Origin of the sequence: Pedobacter sp. 22163 (assembly GCF_052045595.1) — a bacterium.
Taxonomy (GTDB): domain Bacteria; phylum Bacteroidota; class Bacteroidia; order Sphingobacteriales; family Sphingobacteriaceae; genus Pedobacter.
The window spans coordinates 229,185-251,164 of sequence record NZ_JBQEPM010000001.1; the positions used below are offsets into that span (position 1 = coordinate 229,185).

Annotated in this window: 24 protein-coding genes; 13 read left to right on the forward strand and 11 right to left on the reverse strand. The window is 36.5% G+C overall.

Annotated elements, in window-relative coordinates; genetic code table 11:
- Positions 1–29 precede the first annotated feature (29 nt).
- From ACTJKN_RS00985 to ACTJKN_RS01000, 4 genes are read right to left on the reverse strand one after another with little or no spacing between them, the layout of a single operon-like run.
- A complete protein-coding gene (locus tag ACTJKN_RS00985; RefSeq protein ID WP_440821867.1) occupies positions 30–326 on the reverse strand; it encodes a type II toxin-antitoxin system RelE/ParE family toxin in 297 nt (98 codons plus the stop codon).
- A complete protein-coding gene (locus ACTJKN_RS00990) occupies positions 326–568 on the reverse strand; it encodes a type II toxin-antitoxin system ParD family antitoxin (RefSeq protein WP_230141144.1) in 243 nt (80 codons plus the stop codon). The genes ACTJKN_RS00985 and ACTJKN_RS00990 overlap by 1 nt, the downstream gene beginning before the upstream one ends.
- A gap of 52 nt (positions 569–620) precedes the next feature.
- Positions 621–1,742: a magnesium/cobalt transporter CorA gene (gene corA / locus ACTJKN_RS00995; protein ID WP_440821869.1), complete on the reverse strand. Its 1,122-nt coding sequence runs from the start codon at positions 1,740–1,742 to the stop codon at positions 621–623.
- A gap of 3 nt (positions 1,743–1,745) precedes the next feature.
- Positions 1,746–2,357 (reverse strand): WbqC family protein, encoded by a 612-nt coding sequence (locus ACTJKN_RS01000; RefSeq protein ID WP_440821870.1) that lies wholly within the window; start codon positions 2,355–2,357, stop codon positions 1,746–1,748.
- Between the two features lie 39 nt (positions 2,358–2,396).
- Between ACTJKN_RS01000 and ACTJKN_RS01005 the strand changes: the two genes are divergently transcribed.
- Positions 2,397–3,269, forward strand: a complete 873-nt coding sequence (locus tag ACTJKN_RS01005; RefSeq protein WP_440821872.1) for a lysophospholipid acyltransferase family protein — start codon at positions 2,397–2,399, stop codon at positions 3,267–3,269.
- A gap of 4 nt (positions 3,270–3,273) precedes the next feature.
- The gene (locus ACTJKN_RS01010) at positions 3,274–4,287 is read left to right on the forward strand and encodes a glycosyltransferase family 2 protein (protein WP_440821874.1); all 1,014 of its coding nucleotides are present in this window, start codon (positions 3,274–3,276) and stop codon (positions 4,285–4,287) included.
- A gap of 146 nt (positions 4,288–4,433) precedes the next feature.
- On the opposite strand, the gene aroQ is transcribed toward ACTJKN_RS01010, so the two are convergent.
- Positions 4,434–4,850 carry a type II 3-dehydroquinate dehydratase gene (aroQ, locus tag ACTJKN_RS01015; RefSeq protein WP_440821876.1) on the reverse strand — a complete coding sequence of 139 codons (417 nt, stop codon included), beginning with the start codon at positions 4,848–4,850 and terminating at the stop codon, positions 4,434–4,436.
- 60 nt (positions 4,851–4,910) lie between these two features.
- Between aroQ and xerD the strand changes: the two genes are divergently transcribed.
- Positions 4,911–5,810: a site-specific tyrosine recombinase XerD gene (gene xerD, locus ACTJKN_RS01020; RefSeq protein ID WP_440821878.1), complete on the forward strand. Its 900-nt coding sequence runs from the start codon at positions 4,911–4,913 to the stop codon at positions 5,808–5,810.
- Positions 5,811–5,900: 90 nt separating this feature from the next.
- Here xerD and prmC read toward each other — a convergent pair whose 3' ends face one another.
- Complete coding sequence (prmC, locus tag ACTJKN_RS01025) at positions 5,901–6,788, reverse strand: peptide chain release factor N(5)-glutamine methyltransferase (protein WP_440821880.1); 888 nt, start codon at positions 6,786–6,788, stop codon at positions 5,901–5,903.
- A gap of 80 nt (positions 6,789–6,868) precedes the next feature.
- Here prmC and ribD point away from each other — a divergent pair, with 80 nt between their 5' ends.
- The 4 genes from ribD to ACTJKN_RS01045 all read left to right on the forward strand — a co-directional run bounded on the left by ribD (position 6,869) and on the right by ACTJKN_RS01045 (position 10,328).
- Positions 6,869–7,921, forward strand: coding sequence for a bifunctional diaminohydroxyphosphoribosylaminopyrimidine deaminase/5-amino-6-(5-phosphoribosylamino)uracil reductase RibD (gene ribD, locus ACTJKN_RS01030; protein ID WP_440821882.1), 1,053 nt, complete (start codon positions 6,869–6,871; stop codon positions 7,919–7,921).
- Positions 7,922–8,791, forward strand: a complete 870-nt coding sequence (locus tag ACTJKN_RS01035) for an EamA family transporter (protein WP_440821883.1) — start codon at positions 7,922–7,924, stop codon at positions 8,789–8,791.
- Positions 8,778–9,392: an IMPACT family protein gene (locus ACTJKN_RS01040; protein ID WP_440821884.1), complete on the forward strand. Its 615-nt coding sequence runs from the start codon at positions 8,778–8,780 to the stop codon at positions 9,390–9,392. The genes ACTJKN_RS01035 and ACTJKN_RS01040 overlap by 14 nt, the downstream gene beginning before the upstream one ends.
- A 75-nt stretch (positions 9,393–9,467) precedes the next feature.
- Positions 9,468–10,328, forward strand: coding sequence for a nucleoside phosphorylase (locus ACTJKN_RS01045; protein WP_440821885.1), 861 nt, complete (start codon positions 9,468–9,470; stop codon positions 10,326–10,328).
- Positions 10,329–10,479: 151 nt separating this feature from the next.
- Here the strand turns inward: ACTJKN_RS01045 and ACTJKN_RS01050 are convergent, their stop codons facing one another.
- Positions 10,480–10,875 carry a DUF1398 domain-containing protein gene (locus tag ACTJKN_RS01050; RefSeq protein ID WP_440821887.1) on the reverse strand — a complete coding sequence of 132 codons (396 nt, stop codon included), beginning with the start codon at positions 10,873–10,875 and terminating at the stop codon, positions 10,480–10,482.
- A gap of 2 nt (positions 10,876–10,877) precedes the next feature.
- Positions 10,878–11,927, reverse strand: coding sequence for an aldose epimerase family protein (locus tag ACTJKN_RS01055; protein ID WP_440821888.1), 1,050 nt, complete (start codon positions 11,925–11,927; stop codon positions 10,878–10,880).
- Positions 11,928–12,003: 76 nt separating this feature from the next.
- Between ACTJKN_RS01055 and ACTJKN_RS01060 the strand changes: the two genes are divergently transcribed.
- From ACTJKN_RS01060 to ACTJKN_RS01075, 4 genes are all read left to right on the forward strand, one after another.
- Entirely contained in the window at positions 12,004–13,170 is a 1,167-nt protein-coding gene (locus tag ACTJKN_RS01060) for a galactokinase (RefSeq protein WP_440821889.1), read from the forward strand.
- A gap of 62 nt (positions 13,171–13,232) precedes the next feature.
- Positions 13,233–13,763: an RNA methyltransferase gene (locus ACTJKN_RS01065; protein WP_440821890.1), complete on the forward strand. Its 531-nt coding sequence runs from the start codon at positions 13,233–13,235 to the stop codon at positions 13,761–13,763.
- A gap of 72 nt (positions 13,764–13,835) precedes the next feature.
- Complete coding sequence (locus ACTJKN_RS01070) at positions 13,836–14,498, forward strand: YdeI/OmpD-associated family protein (RefSeq protein ID WP_440821892.1); 663 nt, start codon at positions 13,836–13,838, stop codon at positions 14,496–14,498.
- 236 nt (positions 14,499–14,734) lie between these two features.
- Positions 14,735–16,012 (forward strand): OmpA family protein, encoded by a 1,278-nt coding sequence (locus ACTJKN_RS01075; RefSeq protein WP_440821894.1) that lies wholly within the window; start codon positions 14,735–14,737, stop codon positions 16,010–16,012.
- Positions 16,013–16,181: 169 nt separating this feature from the next.
- Here ACTJKN_RS01075 and ACTJKN_RS01080 read toward each other — a convergent pair whose 3' ends face one another.
- Entirely contained in the window at positions 16,182–17,477 is a 1,296-nt protein-coding gene (locus ACTJKN_RS01080; RefSeq protein WP_440821896.1) for a DEAD/DEAH box helicase, read from the reverse strand.
- Between the two features lie 348 nt (positions 17,478–17,825).
- On the opposite strand from ACTJKN_RS01080, the gene ACTJKN_RS01085 reads away from it, so the two are divergent.
- The gene (locus ACTJKN_RS01085) at positions 17,826–17,987 is read left to right on the forward strand and encodes a hypothetical protein (protein ID WP_440821898.1); all 162 of its coding nucleotides are present in this window, start codon (positions 17,826–17,828) and stop codon (positions 17,985–17,987) included.
- 615 nt (positions 17,988–18,602) lie between these two features.
- The gene (locus ACTJKN_RS01090; RefSeq protein WP_440821900.1) at positions 18,603–19,625 is read left to right on the forward strand and encodes a S66 peptidase family protein; all 1,023 of its coding nucleotides are present in this window, start codon (positions 18,603–18,605) and stop codon (positions 19,623–19,625) included.
- A gap of 186 nt (positions 19,626–19,811) precedes the next feature.
- Here ACTJKN_RS01090 and ACTJKN_RS01095 read toward each other — a convergent pair whose 3' ends face one another.
- Positions 19,812–21,128 carry a nicotinamide mononucleotide adenylyltransferase gene (locus ACTJKN_RS01095; RefSeq protein WP_440821902.1) on the reverse strand — a complete coding sequence of 439 codons (1,317 nt, stop codon included), beginning with the start codon at positions 21,126–21,128 and terminating at the stop codon, positions 19,812–19,814.
- Positions 21,129–21,522: 394 nt separating this feature from the next.
- Positions 21,523–21,957 carry an Hsp20/alpha crystallin family protein gene (locus tag ACTJKN_RS01100; protein WP_440821904.1) on the reverse strand — a complete coding sequence of 145 codons (435 nt, stop codon included), beginning with the start codon at positions 21,955–21,957 and terminating at the stop codon, positions 21,523–21,525.
- Positions 21,958–21,980: the final 23 nt, after the last annotated feature.

The following is a 21,980-nucleotide window of genomic DNA, read 5'->3' on the forward strand; positions in this document are numbered from 1 at the left end:
CTAAAGCTACAAATATTAAAAATTGATTTTTACAATAAGTGACTTTTAATGTTAGTCATTTGATGTAATATTCTGATTATTTCCACTAAGCCATCCGCTCCCAGCTTATAGAATATTAGATGCGATTTAACCGCCGAACACCTATACCCCTTTAATACATGATCCATTATCTTTCCATGTTCAAAATGGTTTGATATATATTCACATTCACTAAGTAATAAACCGTAATATCTATCTGCTTGATCTTTAGACCAATTCTTAAATGTATATAACCAAATATCTTCCAGATCTATCTGCGCAAGTTCACTAATACGGTAGGTAACCATTATAAATGCTTGCGGTGCAACTCCTGTAAATGCTTTGCAGGGTCGAATTTTTTTACGAACCCACTTTCCTCTCCTATTTTTAGCGCTTCACGCAGCAATTCGATTTGCTTCTCTTCTTCCTCTAACAGCCTTAAACTTGTTCTAATTACCTCACTGGCAGAACTAAATTTCCCGGAGGCGATTTTTTCGCTGATAAAATTATCGAAATGATCGCCTAGCAGTATTGATGTATTTCGTCCCATAACTTTATTTATTTAGCTTAAATATACCAATATTTGGTATAGATACAAAATACTATTTAAACCAACCTTTACGCCAAAAGTAAATTACCTGCAAAATCGCAATCACAGCCATTACAATCCAAGTGTACAAATAACCATGTTCGGCGTATAATTCGGGCATATTATCTTTTAATATCTTTCCGGTTGCTGGGTCTTCCCTACTAAAGTTCATCCCGTAAATACCTGCAATAAAGGTTAATGGAATAAATATGGATGAAATGATGGTCAAAACCTTCATGATTTCGTTCATCCGGTTGCTGATAATGGATAAATTCATATCAATATTGGCTGAAGCGATCTCTTTTAATGACTCGATAAAATCAATGATCTGGATACAATGATCATAGGCATCCTTCATGTAGGTTTTGGTGAGATCTGATATTAATGGACTATCGGTACGGATAATATCATTCAGTTTATCCCGCTCCGGCCAGGCTACTTTTCGGATCATGATTAGCGACCTTTTAATCGCCTGTGTATCGTACATGATTCTCCTGTCAGGATGATCATATAAACGGTCTTCAATAGCGTCCAGCTCTTCGCCCCAAAAATTTAATAAGGAAAAATAATTATCCACTATCACATCCATAATGGCATACATCAGGTAGCTAATGCCACCTATACGAATGTTTCCCTTCCCTATTTCCAAACGTTTTCTTACGGGCTCAAAACAATCGGCATAAGTTTCCTGAAAGGTAATCAATGTTCGTTCAGACAGGATAAAAGAAACCTGATCATTATTTAAAACATTCTCTTCATTTAAAAACAGATGCCTGCTCACTGCAAAAATGTACTTATCATTATCATATTCATCCAGCTTGGGGCGCTGGTAAGAACTGGTAATATCTTCTAATACAAGCCTGCTGATACCTAATTTTGAATAAAGTGTTTCGAATATATTAGGATCTGCTAATCCTTTAATGTCAAACCAATAGCAGAAATCTTTATTTTCAATTAGTTTATCAATATTATTGATATTCTCCAATTCCACTTTTTTATAACTTTTATCGTTATAAATATGAAGTACAATAATTGGCTTTAATGCATCTTCATCAATAGTGTATAAACCCGGACTGGTACCTGGGGCTGGAACTTTATAGTGCTTATGGCGGTTACGCGGCTTGTTTTTTCCCATACTTTATAAATATAGTCGGGCTTGTGGACCCTGGTTAAACAACAAATCAACAATGCTTAAGTTGGACAAAAATTGATGTCTATCTTCAAAGACCTGATAATATGGCTTATTTTTTACAATATCGTCCTCCTTTTTAGGATTCATAATGGTACGAAAATCCAGCTCAGGAGCAATATCATCAAAATATTCGGTGGTAACTTCGAAGCTTTTATTGAGCTTCAACTTTTTGGAGAGCCATTCTACCAATTCGAGGTTATAATCGAAAAGAAATTCAAATTTTTGATTATAAAACCGTGAAAGTTCATCTTCATAAAACTCAAAATAGGCCGAACTTCTATAGCAACTTTCTAAGCTCAACCAATGTAAACGTTGCCATTTAAAGTCATAACTAATCCGCACATCTTTCATTTGCGTGTGTGTTTTTGAACCTTTAACCACAGGAACGGTAATATCGAGTTTTCCGTTTGGAGAATAAATACTGGCCCTGTTGCGGTAAGTTTGCTTCGCTAAATGTTCATGTTTTTCGATTAAAAAATCTACCTCCAGCTTTTGTAATAAACTAAAATAGCCTACTGGTGGAAGATAAAATAATGGAAGTATAGCTGTATTCTGCATTTGAAAATTTATGTTTGTAGTTGAAACGTTTTAAAAATAATGATTAAAAGAGGGATTGCGCACGTTGGCGTATTTTTTTTATACCTGTTATCGCTGCTGCCTTTATCTTTGCTCTTTTTTTTTGCAAGATTACTATATTATCTGCTTTATTACGTAATAGGCTATAGAAAAAAAGTTGTCAGACAGAATTTAACTCACTCTTTTCCCGAAAAATCTCCAGTAGAAATTAAGGCTATTGAGAAAAAATTCTTCCTCTATTTGGCCGAACTTATTTTCGAAATTATTAAAATGAGCAGCATTTCAAAAGCTGAAACACTAAAAAGGGTAAAGTTTACAGGACTGGAGCAGCTCGAAGCCCATTTTGCGGCAGGAGAAAGTATATTGGCTTGTACAGGCCATTATGGTAACTGGGAATTGGGCACTTTAGCTTTAGGACTTAGTATTTCTGCCAAAACCATGGTGATTTTTAAACCCATCAAAAATAAAATTTTTGAAACCTGGTTTGATTGTATGCGTACAAAATATGGTAATGTTTTCATTGCCATGCGACAAACTTTACGCGGTATGGCTACTTATAAAAATGAACCTACACTTTTGTGTTTTGCCAGCGATCAATCTCCTACAAGAGAAGAAACCAAATACTTTGTAGATTTTTTACACCAACAAACTGCTGCGCTTTTGGGCGTAGAAAAAATAGCAAAATCTACTAAAAGACCGATATACTATTTTAAAGTCAGTGTAGTAAAAAAAGGTTATTATCATGTAGAAGTTTTGCCGATGTGCCTCGATCCGGCTAAAATGGATGAGTTTGCGATTACGAATTTGCATTTTAAGTTTTTAGAAAATATTATTAAAGAACAGCCTCAATACTGGCTTTGGAGCCATAAACGCTGGAAATTTAAACCCGAATAAAAGAATGAACCCATCAGTAGCCGTTGTAATTTTAAACTGGAATGGAAAAGCATATTTAAAGCAATTTTTACCTGGAATTTTGCTTTCTGAATATAATAATCTGCAAATTGTTGTGGGCGATAATGCTTCAACCGATGATTCAGTTTTGTTTTTACAAGAAAACTTTCCTAGCGTTAAAATTATCCAGAACGACCAGAATTACGGTTTTGCTGGTGGCTATAACAAGGTTTTAGAACGTGTTGAGGCCGATTATTTTATCCTGCTCAATTCGGATGTAGAGGTAACCCCTAACTGGATAAAGCCGGTAATTGATTTAATGGAAAGCGAGTCACAGATTGCGGCAGCACAACCTAAAATTAAATGGCAGTTAAATAAAGAACAGTTTGAATATGCAGGCGCTGCTGGGGGGTATCTTGATATCTATTCTTTCCCTTTCTGTCGAGGCAGGCTATTTAATGTCTATGAGCTAGATAATGGTCAGTACAATGATAAAGCAGAAGTTTTTTGGGCCAGTGGAGCTGCATTTTTTATTAAAAGTAAATGCTGGCAAGAAGCGGGCGGTTTAGATGCCGATCTTTTTGCTCATATGGAGGAGATAGATCTGTGCTGGCGTTTAAAGAACCTGAATTATAAAATAATGTACTGTCCGGACGCCGAAGTTTACCATGTAGGCGGTGGAACTTTGCAAACGGAGAATCCTTTTAAAACTTATCTCAATTTCAGAAACAACCTCATCATTATGCAGAAAAACCTTCCTGCCAGTGATGCCATTTTCCGAATAACAATTAGGATGTTTATTGATTTTATTGCATGGTGGCACTTTTTGCTAACCGGGAAACCTAAATTTACAATGGCAGTAACCAAAGGCCATTGGCATTTTCTTAAATCGCTTTCAAAAACGAACAAAAAGCGGAAGGCCGTTCAAAAATCATATAGCCAACATACCGGAGTATATAACAACAGCGTTGTTTGGGCGTTTTTTATTAAGAAAATTAAATATTTTTCGAATTTGAGGTAAAATCGCGAATCATCATTTCCAACTTATTGGGAATCGTATTACATGCGCTTTAAGTTCCCGTCTGCACGGGAATGACGGCTAATTTTTTTGAACTTTTATTGGCGTGCTGTCAGATGTTGCCATCTGACAGAAGTAATATGAGTAGATTAAATCAGCAAACTTTCAATAGCCAAACGATAACCATTCATACCAAATCCGGTTAAAACACCTTGACAGTTTTTACCGGTTAAAGAGACATGACGATATTCTTCGCGGGCATAAATATTAGATATGTGTACCTCAACCACAGGAGCTTTAATAGCTGCAATTGCATCAGCAATGGCAACAGAAGTATGGGTATAACCGCCAGCATTAAGCACTACCCCATCATAACTAAAACCAACTTCATGCAATTTATTAATAATTTCGCCCTCAACATTACTCTGATAGTATTCAATTTCGATATCCGGATAAACCGCTTTTAATTCTTTGATATAGTCTTCAATACTGGTGCTTCCGTAAATAGATGGTTCACGGACGCCTAAGAGATTTAAATTTGGACCGTTAATAATTTGAATTTTCATGATTGGTAATGTTAAAAATGTTGTAACGTTGCAATGTTATAAAAAATCTCAAATAAAAGCATGCTTTGGCCATCATATATTAAAGGATTTAAATCGTATTTAAAGCTAGAGCGCTCCTTATCCGGTAATTCTGTTGATGCCTATCTGAGCGATATTGATAAATTGATCCAGTATTTTCAATCTTTAAATGAAGAACCCAAACTAACTGACATCAACATAAGTGATCTAAAATCATTTATCTCTTGGCTGAATGAATTGGGCATGCAAGCCAGTACACAGGCCAGGGTAATATCAGGATTAAAAGCTTTCTTTGCCTATTTAATGCTGGAAGATGTAATTTTAAATGATCCTACGGCATTGCTTGAGGCGCCAAAACTCAGCAGAAAATTACCCGATACATTGAACATTTACGAGATTAACGAACTTATTTCTGCCATAGATGCTTCAAAGCCTGATGGCATGCGCAATAAGGCCATTATGGAAGTGTTATATGGCTGCGGCTTGCGTGTAACTGAATTAACTGAATTAAGGATCTCAAATCTGTTCCCACAGATCGAATTTATAAAAGTAATTGGAAAAGGAAATAAAGAACGTTTAGTTCCCATTGGAAGCGTAGCCTTAAAACTGCTCGATATTTACATCAACGAAGTACGTGTGCATGCTAATATTAAAAAAGGTTATGAAGATTTCATCTTTTTAAACCGTTTTGGCGCTAAACTTTCGCGTATTTCAATTTTTAACCTGATTAAGAGCCTGGCTATATCTACCGGATTAAAGAAAACGATTAGTCCGCATACATTGAGACATTCCTTCGCAACGCATTTAATTGAAGGCGGTGCCGATTTGCGTGCTGTACAGGAAATGTTAGGCCATTCTAGCATTACCACTACAGAAATTTATACGCACATTGATAGAGATTATTTAAGAGAGGTAATTACGCAGTTTCATCCGAGGGCTTAATTGAAGAGCAGAAAAACTAAAGCAACTTTAATTATAGGTCCTGAAACAAGTTCAGGAGGACATATAGGGGAAATCCATACTATTACTTCATCACATCTGACTCCCGACATCGGACATCGGACTTCCAGCTTTAATCATCCTGTCTTTACCTTGCATGTCTTTCCTTAACTCAATGTCAATAAACCCTTTAGCAGCTAACATTTCAATCGTTGCGTTACCTAAATATTCGTTGATTTCGAAATAAAGTTGCCCGTTGGGTTTTAAGTTTGTTCTTGCAAAATCAGCAATAGCTTTATAAAATATTAAGGGGTTTTCATCACGAACAAATAATGCTAAATGTGGTTCGTATACCAACACGTTACTATGCATATCTGCTTTCTCTAAATCTCTGATATAAGGCGGATTACTTACGATAGTATCAAACTTTTCTTCAGATTTGAAAGTCAAAATATCTGCCTCAATAAATTTGATCTTCACATTGATCTGTTCAGCATTTTCTTTGGCTACAGCGATGGCATTAGCAGAAACATCCAATGTAGCTACTTCAGCTTTTGACAAATGTTTTTTTAGTGTGATGGGAATGCATCCAGAGCCGGTTCCAATATCAAGAATACTGATTTTATGGTCAATATTAACTGAAAATTGCGAACTGTTATCTGAAATGATCCAATCTACCAGTTCTTCTGTTTCTGGCCTCGGGATAAGCACTTGTTCGTTAACTTTAAACACAGCACCGTAAAAATGGGCTTCTTCCAAAATATGCTGAATGGGTTTTCCAATCTGCAAATCGTTGAGGATGCTCAAAAGTTTCTGCATATTGATAAAGCTGAGATCAATATCTTTTTGCATAATCAATTTAGCTGAAGATAAAGCCAAAACTTGCTCGGCAGCAATACTAAATAATGCTTTTGCTTCATTACTATCGTATAAAGGCTCAAGTTCGAGTTCGTAATGCGCTGCTAATTCTCCTATCTTCATATTTACAAAATTACTTAATTGGGATGATAACGGCTCTCTTTTGATAAGTCCATGACTCTTTTTTTACTACTTTTGCCCTAATGAGCGACGAATTTTATATAAAACGCTGTCTTGACTTAGCAGCCTTAGCTTTAGGGAATGTTAGTCCGAACCCAATGGTTGGTTGTGTTATCGTTGTAGATGGCAAAATTATTGGAGAAGGATATCATCAGGAATATGGAAAATCGCACGCCGAACCCAATGCCGTTAAAGCTGTTTTTGATAAATACGGCGATGAGGCTGAAACGCTCTTGAAACAGGCTACTGCTTACGTTAACCTGGAGCCATGTGCGCATTTTGGCAAAACGCCTCCCTGTGCTGATTTATTGGTAAAACACCAGCTAAAGAAAGTAGTGATTGGCAATAGAGATCCTTTTTCTGGTGTTGATGGCAAAGGTATCGAAAAACTCAGAAATGCAGGGATTAAAGTGGTCAGTGGAATTTTGGATGATGAATGCCGCTATTTCAATAGAAGATTTTTTACCAGGATACAAAAACAAAGGCCTTACATCATTTTAAAATGGGCCGAAACCGCAAATGGTTATTTCGCGACAAAGGATGGTCACCAGAAATGGATCAGCGGCGCTTTGGCCAAACGTTTGGCGCATCAATGGCGTAGCGAAGAAGATGCAATCCTGATCGGCAAACAAACTGCCATCATGGATAATCCGCAATTAACCGCTCGTGAATGGACAGGCAAAAACCCTATCCGTTTGGTAATCGACAAAAATCTTCAGGTACCAATAACGAACCATATCTTCAATGCAGCAGCCAAAACCATTATCTTTAATGAGGTTAAAACTGACGTGATTGACAATATCCATTATATCCAGATGGAAGATATGCACTTTTATTTAGCGCAAAAAATCGCCTTTCAACTTTACCTGATGGATATGCAATCGGTAATTATTGAAGGCGGAGCCAATATTTTAAATCAATTTTTAAATACCAACCTATGGGATGAAGCACGTATTTTTACTTCATCTGCCAGCTGGAGTGATGGGGTTTCTTCTCCAAACATTAATGGAAATCTGCAGGAAACAATACAAATCGGAAATGACAAACTCTCTATCTATCTAAACGACATCAAATAAATGATCTACATTATTTTAAGCATTTGCTGTAGTGTTACCGTAGCTGTTTTATTAAAGCTTGCAAAACGGTACCAAATCAGTATTATTCAAGCCGTTACTATTAATTATTTTACTGCATTAAGCTTATGTTTTCTTTTTTTTAAGCCCGATGTTAAACTGATCACTGCTACCGCACCATGGCCTATTTATATTGCTTTGGCTATTCTATTGCCGTCGATATTTTTATTCCTTGCTGCATCGGTAAAAAACCTTGGCATTGTTAAAACCGATATCGCACAACGTTTATCGCTATTTATCCCGATACTGGCGGCTTACTTTATTTTTAAAGAAGATTTTAATAACCTGAAAATTATTGGCCTGGCGATTGGTTTTGTGGCTATTTTTTTAACTTTTCTTAGAAAATCTGATCAGCAAGAAGGCAACAAAGGAAGCCTGCTCTACCCCATTATGGTTTTCGTCGGTTTTGGGGTAATCGACGTACTTTTTAAACAAATTGCATTATATAAAGAATTGCCTTATACCACTTCGCTTTTTACTGTTTTTTGCCTCTCATTTATGGTTTCATTGCTTATTGTAATTTCGATGGTAATGGCTGGCAAAATAAAAATACAACTGGTAAATGTGCTTTGCGGATTTATTTTAGGCTTCTTCAATTTTGGGAATATCCTTTTTTACATGAAAGCTCATAAAGCGCTGGCGGAAAATCCATCTACCGTTTTTGCAGCGATGAATTTAGGTGTAATCATAGTAGGCACCTTAATTGGTGTTATTGCTTTTAAAGAAAAGCTGAGCAAGTTAAATTATGCAGGCATCATCTTCGCTATTGCTGCCATTATTTTCATTACACTATCGCAAAATGCTGTTCGATGATTCTTATAAAACCATCGAAAGTGCCTCAGAGGGTATCTTTCGAGATAAAGGGAGCAAATTTATTGCATACGCCTATCCTATCCGTAGTGAAGTAGAATTAAAGCCGGTTATCACCAAACTTCGCGCAGAACATGTTAAGGCCAATCATTTTTGTTATGCATATCGTTTAACACCAGATCGATCTGTTTATCGAATGAATGATGATGGCGAACCTTCAGGCACCGCAGGCAGGCCAATTCTGAACTGTTTATTATCGGAAGACCTGACTAATATTCTAATCGTTGTTGTACGTTATTTCGGTGGAACCTTGCTGGGTGTTCCAGGTTTAATTAATGCATACAAAACGGCTAGTGTTGAGGCAATTAAAGCAGCTTCGGTTATCAGCAAAACCGTTAATGATGTTTACGAAGCGCATTTCGAATACCTGCAAATGAACGATGTAATGAAGTTGAGCAAAGAGGAGAACTTACAGATTTTGGCGCAACAGTTTGATACCAATTGTATATTGAAATTTGAAGTCAGAAAAGCACAACTCAATCAGGTTTTAAGTAAATTTGATAAAATTGAAGGTGTTAAGTTAAAATACCTGCAAACTGTTTAATAACCACGAATTAAAAGGGTGAACACAGACAAATCTGAGTGAATCATTGAAATCAACGGGCAAGATAAACCAAATATGAAAATATCCGAAAGCGACTTAATCATCAATCCTGATGGCAGCATATACCACTTAAACCTTTTACCCGGCGATATTGCTGATACTGTAATTACCGTTGGCGATCCCGACCGCGTTGCCGAGGTAAGCAAATATTTTGACAAAATAGAATTTAAAAAAGGTAAACGCGAATTTATCACCCATACTGGTTATTTGGGCAAAAAGCGCATTACTGTACTCTCCACAGGTATTGGTACGGATAACATTGATATTGTTTTTAATGAGTTAGATGCACTGGTTAATGTTGATTTTGAAGCCCGTGAAATTAAAAAAGAGCTTACTTCATTAAATATTATCAGGGTGGGCACCTCTGGCGCTGTTCAACCGGATATTCCGATGGGAACAATTTTAGCTTCTTCTTACGGTTTAGGAATGGATGCCTTAATGAATTATTACCTTCAAAAATTATCTGGTGATGAACAGATTTTAATGGATGATATCAAAGCACATTTTGGGCATCTTAAAAATATCAATCCATATTTAATGGCAGCGAGTGAAACATTATTGAATACGATTGGAAAAGACATGGCGAAAGGCATAACCATTACAGCGCCTGGCTTTTATGCTCCACAGGGTAGAATTGTACGTGCTAAAAATGCTGTTCCCGATTTTATTGGCTTGATTAATAGCTTTAAAAGCAATCAGCACCGCATTACCAATCTGGAAATGGAAACTGCAGGGATTTATGCATTAGCCAAAGTGTTAGGTCACAACGCAATTTCAGTAAATGCCATTTTAGCCAGTCGAGTAAATTTCGAATTTAGCAAGGAGCCAAACAAAATTGTAGCGCAAGCGATAAAAATGGTGCTTGAAAGAATTTAGTTATGGCGGAGTCATCACTAATATTAACTTAATTGTTATAAGATGTCTCAGACGGTAAAAAAACAAGCCTAACGCACACACAAACCTCAAATATTAATTCATGCGGAAAACCAGAAGTGTCAGATGGCAACATCTGACACCACGGAAATGATTAAACCTTACGGATATTTTCTTTTACCAATTCATTACCTTCAGCATCCAAATAAATACAGGTCATTTCTTCCAGATCGGTTACCCATTTCTCTACACCGGCATCTGCAGCCTGCTTACAAAAGGTAAAATAATCTGTTTCGCCCTGCTGATGTATCTTCAAAGCATGTGTTAATTTACCAGCAGATGCTTCATCATTTATAATCAAAGTCGGATATTCATCAGGACTGATCTGCTGCACATTATCTTCATCATCAAAATAAATCGACAAGCCATTAGATACATATACATCGTTCCGCTTAACACCCATTTCCTTAATTTCTTTAATAAACTGAGGGAAATCTGCACCAGTTTTAATTTTTGATTCTGCTGCACGGATGTCTTCGATGGTGAACATAATTATTTGATTAGTGAAACTTTGTAAATCGTTGTTTGCGTATACAGATCCTCCGGCCTCAAAATAGTGCTTGGAAAGGTTGGAATATTAACTGCATTTGGATGATGTTGTGTTTCTACGCAAAATGCCCCGTAACTTCCATAATCTTTTCCACCTTTACCATTTTTAACATCCAAATATTTTGCAGTATACAGATGCGCTACCGGTTCTGTGGTATATACGCTTAAAACTAAACCACTTTCTTCTTCATTTGTTTTACTTGCTAATGATAAATCGCCGTAGATTTTATCCAGAACGAAAGTTTGGTCATATCCTTCTTTCTCGTCCCAGTCCTGCCCTATTTCTTTAGATTTGGTAAAATCTAGAGGTGTACCTTCAACAGGGATCAATTTGCCTGTTACAGAATAGTTGCTGTCCTGCTCGAGGTAATTTGAAGCAAAAATCTGCTGCTTGTGATTTTTAATATTTCCTCCGTTTGGTGCTAAATTAAAATAACCATGGTGTGTTAAATTAATTGCAGTAGCCTGATCAGTTTCAGCTTCATAACTTAAAATCAATTCATCATTTTCGGTAAGTTCGAAAGTTAAATCAATGATCAGGTTCCCAGGAAAATTCTCTTCGCCATCTACACTTTCATATTGTAACGTAACCGACGATTGTGGTCCATCACCCAGCTCAATAACCTCCCAAACTTTTTTATCAAATCCTACAATACCGCCATGTAAGGTATCGGTACCTGCATTTTGTGCCAATTGGTAGGTTTCTTCATCAATGGTGAACCTGCCATTTTTAATGCGGTTTGCATAACGGCCAACAACAGCGCCTAAATAAGCCCCATTTGCCAGATAAGCCGGATCAAGATATTCATCAAAAGTATCGAAACCAAGAACGATATCCTGCTTTTCGCCTTTAGCATTTTTAACTACAAATTTGTTAATAATCGCACCATAATTGAATATTTTCACATAAGTGCCTTTGCTGTTGGTTAGTTCGATTGCGATAACTTCTTCGCCATCAATAATTTTTCCGGTAGGTATTTGCTGAACGCTCATAAATTGTAACTTAGGGCTTTTGTTTCCTAAACAAACATACTATTATTAATGCTTTTTATAAATATATTTTAGCCAAATGAACATTAACCTTGAGGAAAAATTTGCCGGGCAATACCATAAAAAAGCTGATGCCGTTTATTTTACCCCCGGGCGTATTAACCTGATCGGCGAACACATCGATTATAATGGCGGTTTGGTTATGCCCTGTGCCATTACCTTAGGTACCTGGGTAGCCATTGCCACAAATAATGATCATAAATTCAGGTTTAAAAGCTTAAACTTTGAAGTTCAAACTGAGGTAACAAGTAATACCACAAGCCATAAAGATGGCAGCTTATGGGCCAATTACCCTATAGGTGTGATCAACGAATTTATTAAGGATGGAAAAGAAATTAATGGCGTGGATTTTCTGTTTTATGGAAACATTCCAATCGGATCAGGGCTCTCCTCTTCAGCTTCCATAGAAATCGCCACTGCTTATGCTTTAAATACTTATTTTAATCTTGGTTATGATCAACTGGAACTGGTTAAAATAGCCAAACGGGTTGAGAATGATTTTATAGGCTTAAATTCTGGTATTATGGATCAGTTTGCAGTTGCCTTTGGTGAAAAGAACAAAGCTATAGTGTTAGATTGCGAAACCTTGAAGTATAAAATGGTTGATGTTGACCTGGGTAAATATGTTTTGGCGATCATCAATACCAATAAACCAAGAGAATTAGCAGATTCTAAATACAACGAACGTGTAACAGAATGCCAAACTGCCCTTAAATTGCTGAACCAGGAAATAACACTTCATTACCTTTGCGAATTAACTGCCGAGAAATTTGCATTGCATAGCCATTTAATAACAGATAAAACTATTTTAAACCGCGCAACACATGTGGTTAAAGAAAATGATCGGGTTCATTTGGCGGCTAAAGCCTTAAACGGCGGGAACCTGGAAGAATTTGGCCGCTTGATGTACGCCTCGCATGAATCGTTAAGAACACTTTATGAAGTAAGCGGAAAAGAACTGGATACAGTTGTTGATTTTTGCGCTGATTATGAACATGTTATAGGTGCCCGTATGACCGGTGCAGGATTTGGTGGTTGTGCGATAGCTTTGTTAGAAAAAGGCTTTGAAGAAGACTTTGCAAAACATTTAACCGATTATTACGTAGATAAGATTGGCTACCCTGCTGCAATTTACATTAGCGAGATTGGCAATGGTCCACATTTAATAACATATACTTATGGATAAGCACAGTTCCGAAATTATATCCAATCGGTGTAATCCCCCAATCTGTGTAATCAATTAAAATAATGAGAAAATTAAAATTAGACGAGCTTAATCGTCCGGATATTGAAGCGTTTAAAGCACAGGAAAAATTACCTGTTGTGGTGGTGTTGGATAATGTGCGCAGTATGCACAATGTAGGTTCGATATTCCGCACAGCCGACGGGTTTGCATTGGAAAAAGTTATCCTTTGTGGTATAACGGCTCAACCGCCACACCGCGAAATTGAGAAAACAGCGCTAGGCGCTACACAATCTGTTGATTGGATTCATTATACCGATACCTTACAGGCAGTTGATGCCTTAAGGGCCTTGGGTTATGAGATCATTGCAATAGAACAAGCCGAAAACAGTATCATGCTGAACACTTTCCAGCCCGATCAGGATAAAAAATATGCACTGATTTTTGGAAACGAGGTTGATGGTGTGAGCGACGAAGTGATGGCAAAAATTGATGAATGTATCGAAATTCCTCAATTTGGAACCAAACATTCCTTCAACATCGTAATCTCTGCCGGTATTGTTTTTTGGGATTTCTTCGCTAAATTAAGGTTGTAATTCATCTATTTTTTTAACCACAAAGAACACAGAGAAAGGGCGCAAAGAACACAGTATTGATCAGACTTATAAATGGAAAATTTATTATTAAAAAAACTTCATATTAAACCTAACTACACCGTTAGGGTAATAAATGCGCCCCAAGATGCGGTTACCATTTTTGGCGAGGTCGACCCACATATTGCTATAAAATATACTGAAGAAGTTTATTTTAATGTGTTAATCACTTTTGCCACGAGCATAGACCAACTTAACCAGCAAATCGAAAGTAATATTTGCCACATTGATGCAAAAACTATTTTTTGGGTATTCTATCCTAAAAAATCTTCAAAAATTAAATCTGATCTTGATCTGATGAAAAGCTGGCAAGAGCTTAAAAAGTTTGGTTTAACGCCTTGTGCATCGGCTGCAGTAAATGAAACCTGGACTGCCCTGCGTTTAAAGTTCATTACTGAGGTAAAGCCATCAGGTATGAGAAACGATCACATTAAGACCAACGAATTTGGCGAATATATAGATCCAGTGAATAAAACCGTTAAACTCCCTGAAGATTTAAAAACCCTCTTAGAAAACCATCCTAAAGCATTAGACTTCTTTAACCAACTCGCTTACTCCCATCGAAAAGAATACGTACTTTGGCTTTTATCTGCAAAACAGGAAAAGACGCGTACAAACAGGCTCGAAAAAACATTGGAGATGTTATTGAATAATAAGAAAAATCCGTCAGACAAGTAGAATTTAAACTACTACACAACGGTTCTTTTTAAATTTTTGTATAGAATACTATACAAAAACAAACATGATTTCAGTTGGATGGTAACATTTTTGTGAAATTATTTTCCCCTCCTAATCTTCTGATAACATGCTATTTGTAATAAAAATAATGCTTTTGGCAGGGTTTTTTCTTAGTCCATACAAAACAGTATGAAATAAAAACTGTTAAGAGACTAATATTTACAAAATAGAAAAACATGAATACAAGAATTACTAAATCAACAATGTTGATTGCTTTATTAGGTTTATCATCACAATTATTTGCACAGGAAACGCCAACTACCACTACAACAGGTTCTAGGTTTGGAGAAAAATCTTTTCGTACCTGGAGCGTAGGTGTACATGGAGGCATACTTTCTCCTAATACTATTTTCGGTTCGGGAAGTGTTACCGCAAAAGAATTTAAAAGTATCGGTTACGGAGTAAATGTTAGAAAGCAAATTTTACCATCTTTAGGGTTGCAGGCTGATTTTTTAAGAGGCGATATCAAATCGACAAACGGAACTACTGATTTCCAACAAAGCGTGGAATGGTCTGGCGCATTAACCGCTGTTTTTAATGTTGCCAATATCAACATTAATCAAGAAAATGCAGTTTTAATCCCTTATTTAAAAGGTGGTGCTGGTTATATGTCGTCTGATTATAGTACGAGTGGTGCAGTAGTAAGCGAAAGCAATAACAGAGAAGGCTGGTTTATCCCAGTAGGCGCCGGTGTTAAACTAGGTGTTGCAAAAGGAATCAATATTGATTTAGGTTATGATGTTAATTTTATTAAATCTCCAGAATCTTTACCGAAAAGCAGATTCGCTTATGCACACGCTGGTGTAGAGTTTGCACTGGGTAGCAAAGACAAACCTCAGTTGCAAAACTACAGTTCGTTAGCAAACTTACGTAAAGAAAGTGCTGAAGAAAGTGCTGAATTAAGAAGAGCATTATCAACCGCCGAGCAAAATGCACAACGCGATAGAGAGCAGTATGCTAAAGATCTAGGCGATGATGATAATGATGGTGTAGCAAACAAATTCGATAAATGTCCTGGTACTGCATCAGGTACTGTTGTTGATGGTTCTGGTTGTCCGATCAAAGTTCAACGCGAAATCATTAAAGAAACCAAAGTAATTACCGAAGCCGATCGTAAAGTGGTGAGAGATGCAATTTCTAACTTAGAGTTCGATTTAGGTAAATCAACCATCCGTTCTAAATCGTATGCTACATTAAACCGTGTTGCTGGCTTATTGGTAGAGAAAAACTTTAGCTTAAAATTAGCTGGTCATACTGATAATACTGGCGGTAGAGAACTAAACTTACGTTTATCTAAAGATAGAGCAGAATCGGTAAAAGCTTATTTAGTATCTCAAGGTGCAAATGCATCAAGAATCGAAGCTACAGGTTACGGACCTGACCAACCAATTGCAACAAACAAAACTGCAGCTGGCCGTCAACAAAACCGTCGTGTAGAGTTTACTTTATACTAATTGGAATTAACGGTTAAACAACAAAGCTCCTCAGAATTAAATCTGAGGAGCTTTGTTGTTAAAAGAGATACCGTCATTCTGAATTTATTTCAGAATCTCTTAAGACGTACAAAATCTTCTATGTAAAGATCCTGAAACAAGTTCAGGAGGACGATTCTCAAGGAAGTTTTTAAGACAAACCCTTTTTATTCTTATAAGTCATTTTGGCTTTTGTGCCAGCGCTATAATTGTAATTTTTCAAGTTACTGGCCTTCTTTTCGTGAAAAGCTGCGCCACGGTCAGTATCCTCATCTTCTTCAGTTTTCTTTTTCTTCGGTTTAGCAGCTGCATCAACAACTTTCAAATCTTCCGGTAATTCCATTACCTCTAATTTCTGGCCGATGGCCTGTTCAATTTTTTTCACTTCAATCAATTCGATATCGGTAGAAAAAGTAATTGCCACAACATCTTCATCCCCATGTTTAACAATACGCTGAATTAACGTTTCTTTTTGCTCTGGCAATTCAAAATGCAGGATAAAAGGAATCCCTTCAATATTAAGTTCGCCTAAATTCTCATTGGCTACAATTAAAACTCTTGCCTCTGGGTTATCTTTAAAGTCTTCAATGTCATCATAGCCCTTATCATCAAAAAACAGCGAGCGATAGATACTGATCTCGCCTTCTCTATGTTGATTAAAATTTTTATAAACTGTTTGTGCGGTTAAACGTGTATTTACAAAAACCACAACTTTATCAAAAACCTCAGTATCGTTTAATAATAAGGTTAACAGGTTAAGCTTTGTTCTGAAATTAGGCACCTGATAAAGCATCTGTTGATAAACTTCTGCCTGCTTTTCGCCTATTTCATCTACCTCGATAGTTGTGGTAGAATCTTTCATGAAAGGCGAAATCATATGGTTCAATTTCTCGTGCATTACCTCAGTAAATACTACATGCTGAGATTTATAAGCACTATTGGCCAATTCTACAACGGGTAACTGCAGGCCTTTTTTAACAATAAGCTCTGCATTATCTACAATAAACAACTGTATTTTATTGGTATTTAATGCTAATTTTAAATATAAAGCACGAGCCCGATCAGGTACGGCAACAATAATATCAACACCATCCGTTATTTCATTCATCTGTGTATCAACAGCACCACGGCTATCGATTCCCAAAATCCTGAAGGTATTGTTACGGTTCAATAATTTAAATTGTTCCAGAACATGATCAACATGTTCTGCATCTGGCACTAAAATTAAAGCCCTTGGTGCTTCCTCAAAAGCGTACTTCAACTTCATTAAAGTAGCTAAAACATAAGTTGTTGTTTTTCCCGAACCCTCCGGTCCCACCGCTATAACATCTTGTCCACCTAAAATGCGCGACATTGTTCTGGCTTGGATTTCTTTTGGAGTTAAAAATCCTGCATCAGTCATGGCCGCTACAAGTGGCTTGCTAAGTTTTAATTTATCTAAAGACACAATTACTATTTTAATGTTTGAACTGCAAATATCCTTAAAATAATTAGCTTTTCTGAAATTGAATTTAAAGGCCTGGAAATGAATGTTGCAAGTTCATGCCTACTATAGTTCTACTACTTACTATTAACTGAAGAAAATTGGGTCTGTTCTTATTCAATTTTTTTAGTCCGGGGCAGTATCTCCAATAAAACAGCAACTCTTTTTAAAATTATTTTACTGAAAATGAAATAGTTGCAATATTTCCTAAAATAATAACTACTAAATCCATAGATATTATATACTTATTTATATATTTGCTCAACATTAATCATTAACAAAAAATATGTTGAACAATTAAAAGCTAAAATCATGTCGATTTATTTTCAATACCCAACTATAGATGAATATCCGAAACTCATTAATCCGCTACAAATGGAAACAGATGAACCAGTGTTTGCAAAGGATGAAGATAGCTTAAATAAAGAACAGATTTTAGAACTAAGGGATTATTTGGCATTAAAGCAACTATAAAAACAGGGCCAGTTGACCGATTGGAAGGTTGGAGTTTCATAAACTTTTTACAATGGTTCGAATCCATTACTAGGCCGCAAAGTGTATCTCATAGCACTTTATCCTGATTCTGCTCAATCAGGCAAGATTTGGTTATCTTATATTTGTTTTGTTGTTAGCAAAGGCTATCCGCGATGGGTAGCCTTTACCTTTTTAAATAGATGCTGTCATCCTAAGGGAAGGATCTTGGCCAAATGTCCAACCTTATTATTGGAAGCGCAGTTTCAGTGCTCATAGTAGGGTTCGCTCCTGCTGTCCACTCCAATCTTTTTGGAAAGTTTTCGAAAATGTAATATCAGAGCCAAAAGTATTTCCGTTCCCATCAGGGCTATTTAGCAGATACAGTAATTTAAAAAGTTAATTCGTAGGCAATGAATATGATATGCTTTATTTTTTTCAAAAATCTCAAAACTTTTTATTTCATTCTGGGTTATTTATATAATTCACATTATACTAATCTTTTACAGATTAATTTGTTTGGTTTAAAAAAGGGATTTATGGATATAAATCCCTTTTCTTTTTTGCGAATATTTTAAATCCTATATTAGCCCAATCAACATCACATTCATATTCTAGATGAACAGAAAACATTTCCTTTCTTCTTTTATTGCGACTGCAACCGTACTTCCTGCTTTTAAAACACTCGCCAATACCGTTGAAAACGAAAGTTCATCATTTAAGATCCCTCCCTATCTAAAACCTGGTGATACCATCGGAATTACGAGTCCTGCAGGATATATTACACAAGAACAAATCCAGCCTTCAGTTTTACAGATGCAAAGCTGGGGATTTACCATAAAAGTTGGCAATACTATTGGCAAACGCGATTTTACCTATGGCGGAACAGATGAGGAGAGACTAGCTGATTTTCAGCAAATGCTCGATGATCCAACAATCAAAGCTATTATGTGTGCACGTGGCGGTTATGGTTTTGTACGGATAATCGATAAACTCGATTTCTCCTTGTTCAAAAGAAATCCAAAATGGATTATTGGCTTTAGTGATATTACCGTTTTACATTGCCATTTGTCCAAAAATTATGGCATTGCCTCTATCCATTCTAAAATGTGCAATAGTTTTCCTGATGATTGGAGTAAAGCCGAGCCTATACAGATTGAAACGATTTTATCAGTAAAAAATGCTTTAATTGGCGAGCAAATGGGTTACACTGCTCCTACAAACATTAATAATCGGCAAGGAAAAGTTGATGGCATTTTAGTGGGTGGAAACCTGAGTATTATCGAAACTCTGGCAGGTAGTGATTCGGATTTAGATACAAAAGGTAAAATCCTTTTTATCGAAGATACCGGCGAATACCTTTATAGTATTGATAGAATGTTGTGGAACCTAAAACGCAGTGGCAAACTGAAAAATCTTAGAGGATTAATCGTTGGTGGCTTTAAAGTTAAACCTGACGATGTTGGCGAAGAATTCGGAAAAACCATTTATGATATTGTTTTGGAAAAAGTAACGGAATACAATTACCCTGTAGCTTTCGATTTCCCAGTAGGGCACCAACGAAATAATTTTGCTTTAAAATGTGGTGTAAACCATACCTTAATCGTAAACGAAACCGGCTCGGTATTACGAACGGTTTAACATCCACCATTATTCTATATGCGATCGTCACTCTGCCCCAATTATCACATCAGGATCAGGGGCTTTATTGTAGGAAAAATGCTGACCACATAGCAGCTATAAGACAATTGAAAACACTATTTCTACTTGCAAAATAAATCCGATAACTATCGGATCAGCATGATGATCCGAAAGAAACTCTAACTTCTAAACTGTCTTCACCTCGTCCTCACTATAATCCTTAATATCAGTAATATATCCATTTATCAAAAGGAAATCGAATAAAGGTTTTGCCTCTGGCGTAACTGGCATATTTGCCGTGGTAATTACCTGATTGATCTTTTTGTCTAGGAAAGGATAAGCAAATAACCGCACATTGGTGTTAAACATGTCGTTCACATAGCTTAATAACTGACCTGAATAATTTTCTCCGGTAAAATTTTTGGAATTAAATACAAATTTTAAGTTGTTGATGTTTGTTGCCAAGCCAACACTTTTAGGTTTGCACCTTGCTAAATATTTCGCCAGGCGGTTATGGCGGGTAAAATTAGATACGATCACGATGTTACCCGTATCGCACATTTCCTGTGCTCTTTTAGCCACTGTTTCCAGGTCGATATCATCAGGGGTTTCTTGTCCATCCGTTAAAACATTGGTTAACAAAACCTCTATCATTACCGCTAGATTCCCCTCTTCTACCTTATTTGTACGTTTAAACTGATCGGTAGCTTTATTAAACAGGTTAAAGTTAGGCAATGATTTCTGACCATATTTAGTCCTTAAAATCATGATATCCTTTTTGTATAAAAGATCTTTGGCCTGACGGGGATGTGCATCGGCATCGAAAATTGCTGCCGCCGAGAAATCCTTCATAATCATATACAGATTAAGCAGAATGTTGTCTACATCTGGAAAAGCCGGCCCTTTTACCGAAATCAAGTCGATTTCTACAGATCCGATGGTTAAGTTATCAGCCAAAGATTCTACCATCAATTTTGGATCCTGATAGTGGTAAAATGCTGCATAAAGTAGGTTAACGCCAATTATCCCTAAAACACGCTGTTGCATGTTTACATCTGTATCCAACAAGCGTACGTGGAAAAATATTTCATTTGGTAAACCACCTGGCTCGCTCTGGAAACGAATACCAACCCAACCATGAGGCTCGTTGGTACGTTTATAATTCAGGGTAGTAACGGTATCAGCAAAAGCGAAAAAAGTACGGCTTTCGTACTTTTCGCCCGATAAACGCTCATTAAGTAAACCGAATTCGTGATCGAGCATCTGCAAAAGGCGGTTCTGACTTACATAACGGCCATTGGTTTCTGCGCCATAAATAGCGTCGCTAAAAGTCATGTCGTAAGCCGACATCGTTTTGGCAACAGTTCCAGATGCTGCGCCAGCATTAAAAAAGTTCCGCGAAACTTCCTGTCCTGCTCCTATCTCGGCAAAGGTGCCGTAAATTCGAGGGTCAAGGTTTATTTTAAGTGCTTTACGCTTTGTATCCAGAATTTCTCTCTCCATCCCGCAAAAGTACAAAAAATGAGATTAAGGTGATTTTAAGATTGTAACTTAAAATCAATCTAAATACTTAAACTATGGCAAGGGCTTGAGGCAACATCATTTCGATCCGATAGCTATCGGATGAAGCACAGTCCCGAACTTTCGGGATAGAAATCTAAAATCTTTATTCAACTAGACAGATTTCTCCTCCGTAGAAGTTCCTTTGGAGCACTGCGGTATATTAAAAAAATAAGGTTAATGCCATCCAGCATTAACCTTATAAAACCTAAACTTAAACTATTATGAAACCTGCATCAGTAATCAATCACACTTACCTCAAACTCAGCTGATGCAAGATTCATAACCTTTGAAAAAACTAAACTATTATGAAAATCCTCTCTCGAGAATATCTTTATTACGATACTACAATTTCTTTATGCTGTAATTTAGCATCGTCTTTTTTGCTGATATTGATCGATAAAATACCGTCTTTGTATTCAGCAGTAATATTATCACCATCGGCACTATCAGGTAAATTAAATGATCTGGCAAATGAGCTATAATCAAATTCTTTACGTGTAAAATCTTTAGCTACCTGGGTATCGTCTTTTTTAACTTCTGCCCAAACAGAAAGGGTATCTTTTTTTAAATTAATCTGAAAATCTTCTTTCTTTAAACCTGGGGCAGCCAACTCAATTACATACGCAGTTTCATTTTCGTAAATATTCACATTTGGTGATTTATCAACCATTTTGTTTTTAGTTACTGCATCGCTAAACAATGAATCGAAAACATTGTTAAAGTAAGGAGCTGTGTTACGGGTCCTGTTGTTAAAATTTACTAGTGTCATATCGCTTATTCTTTATTTTTTAT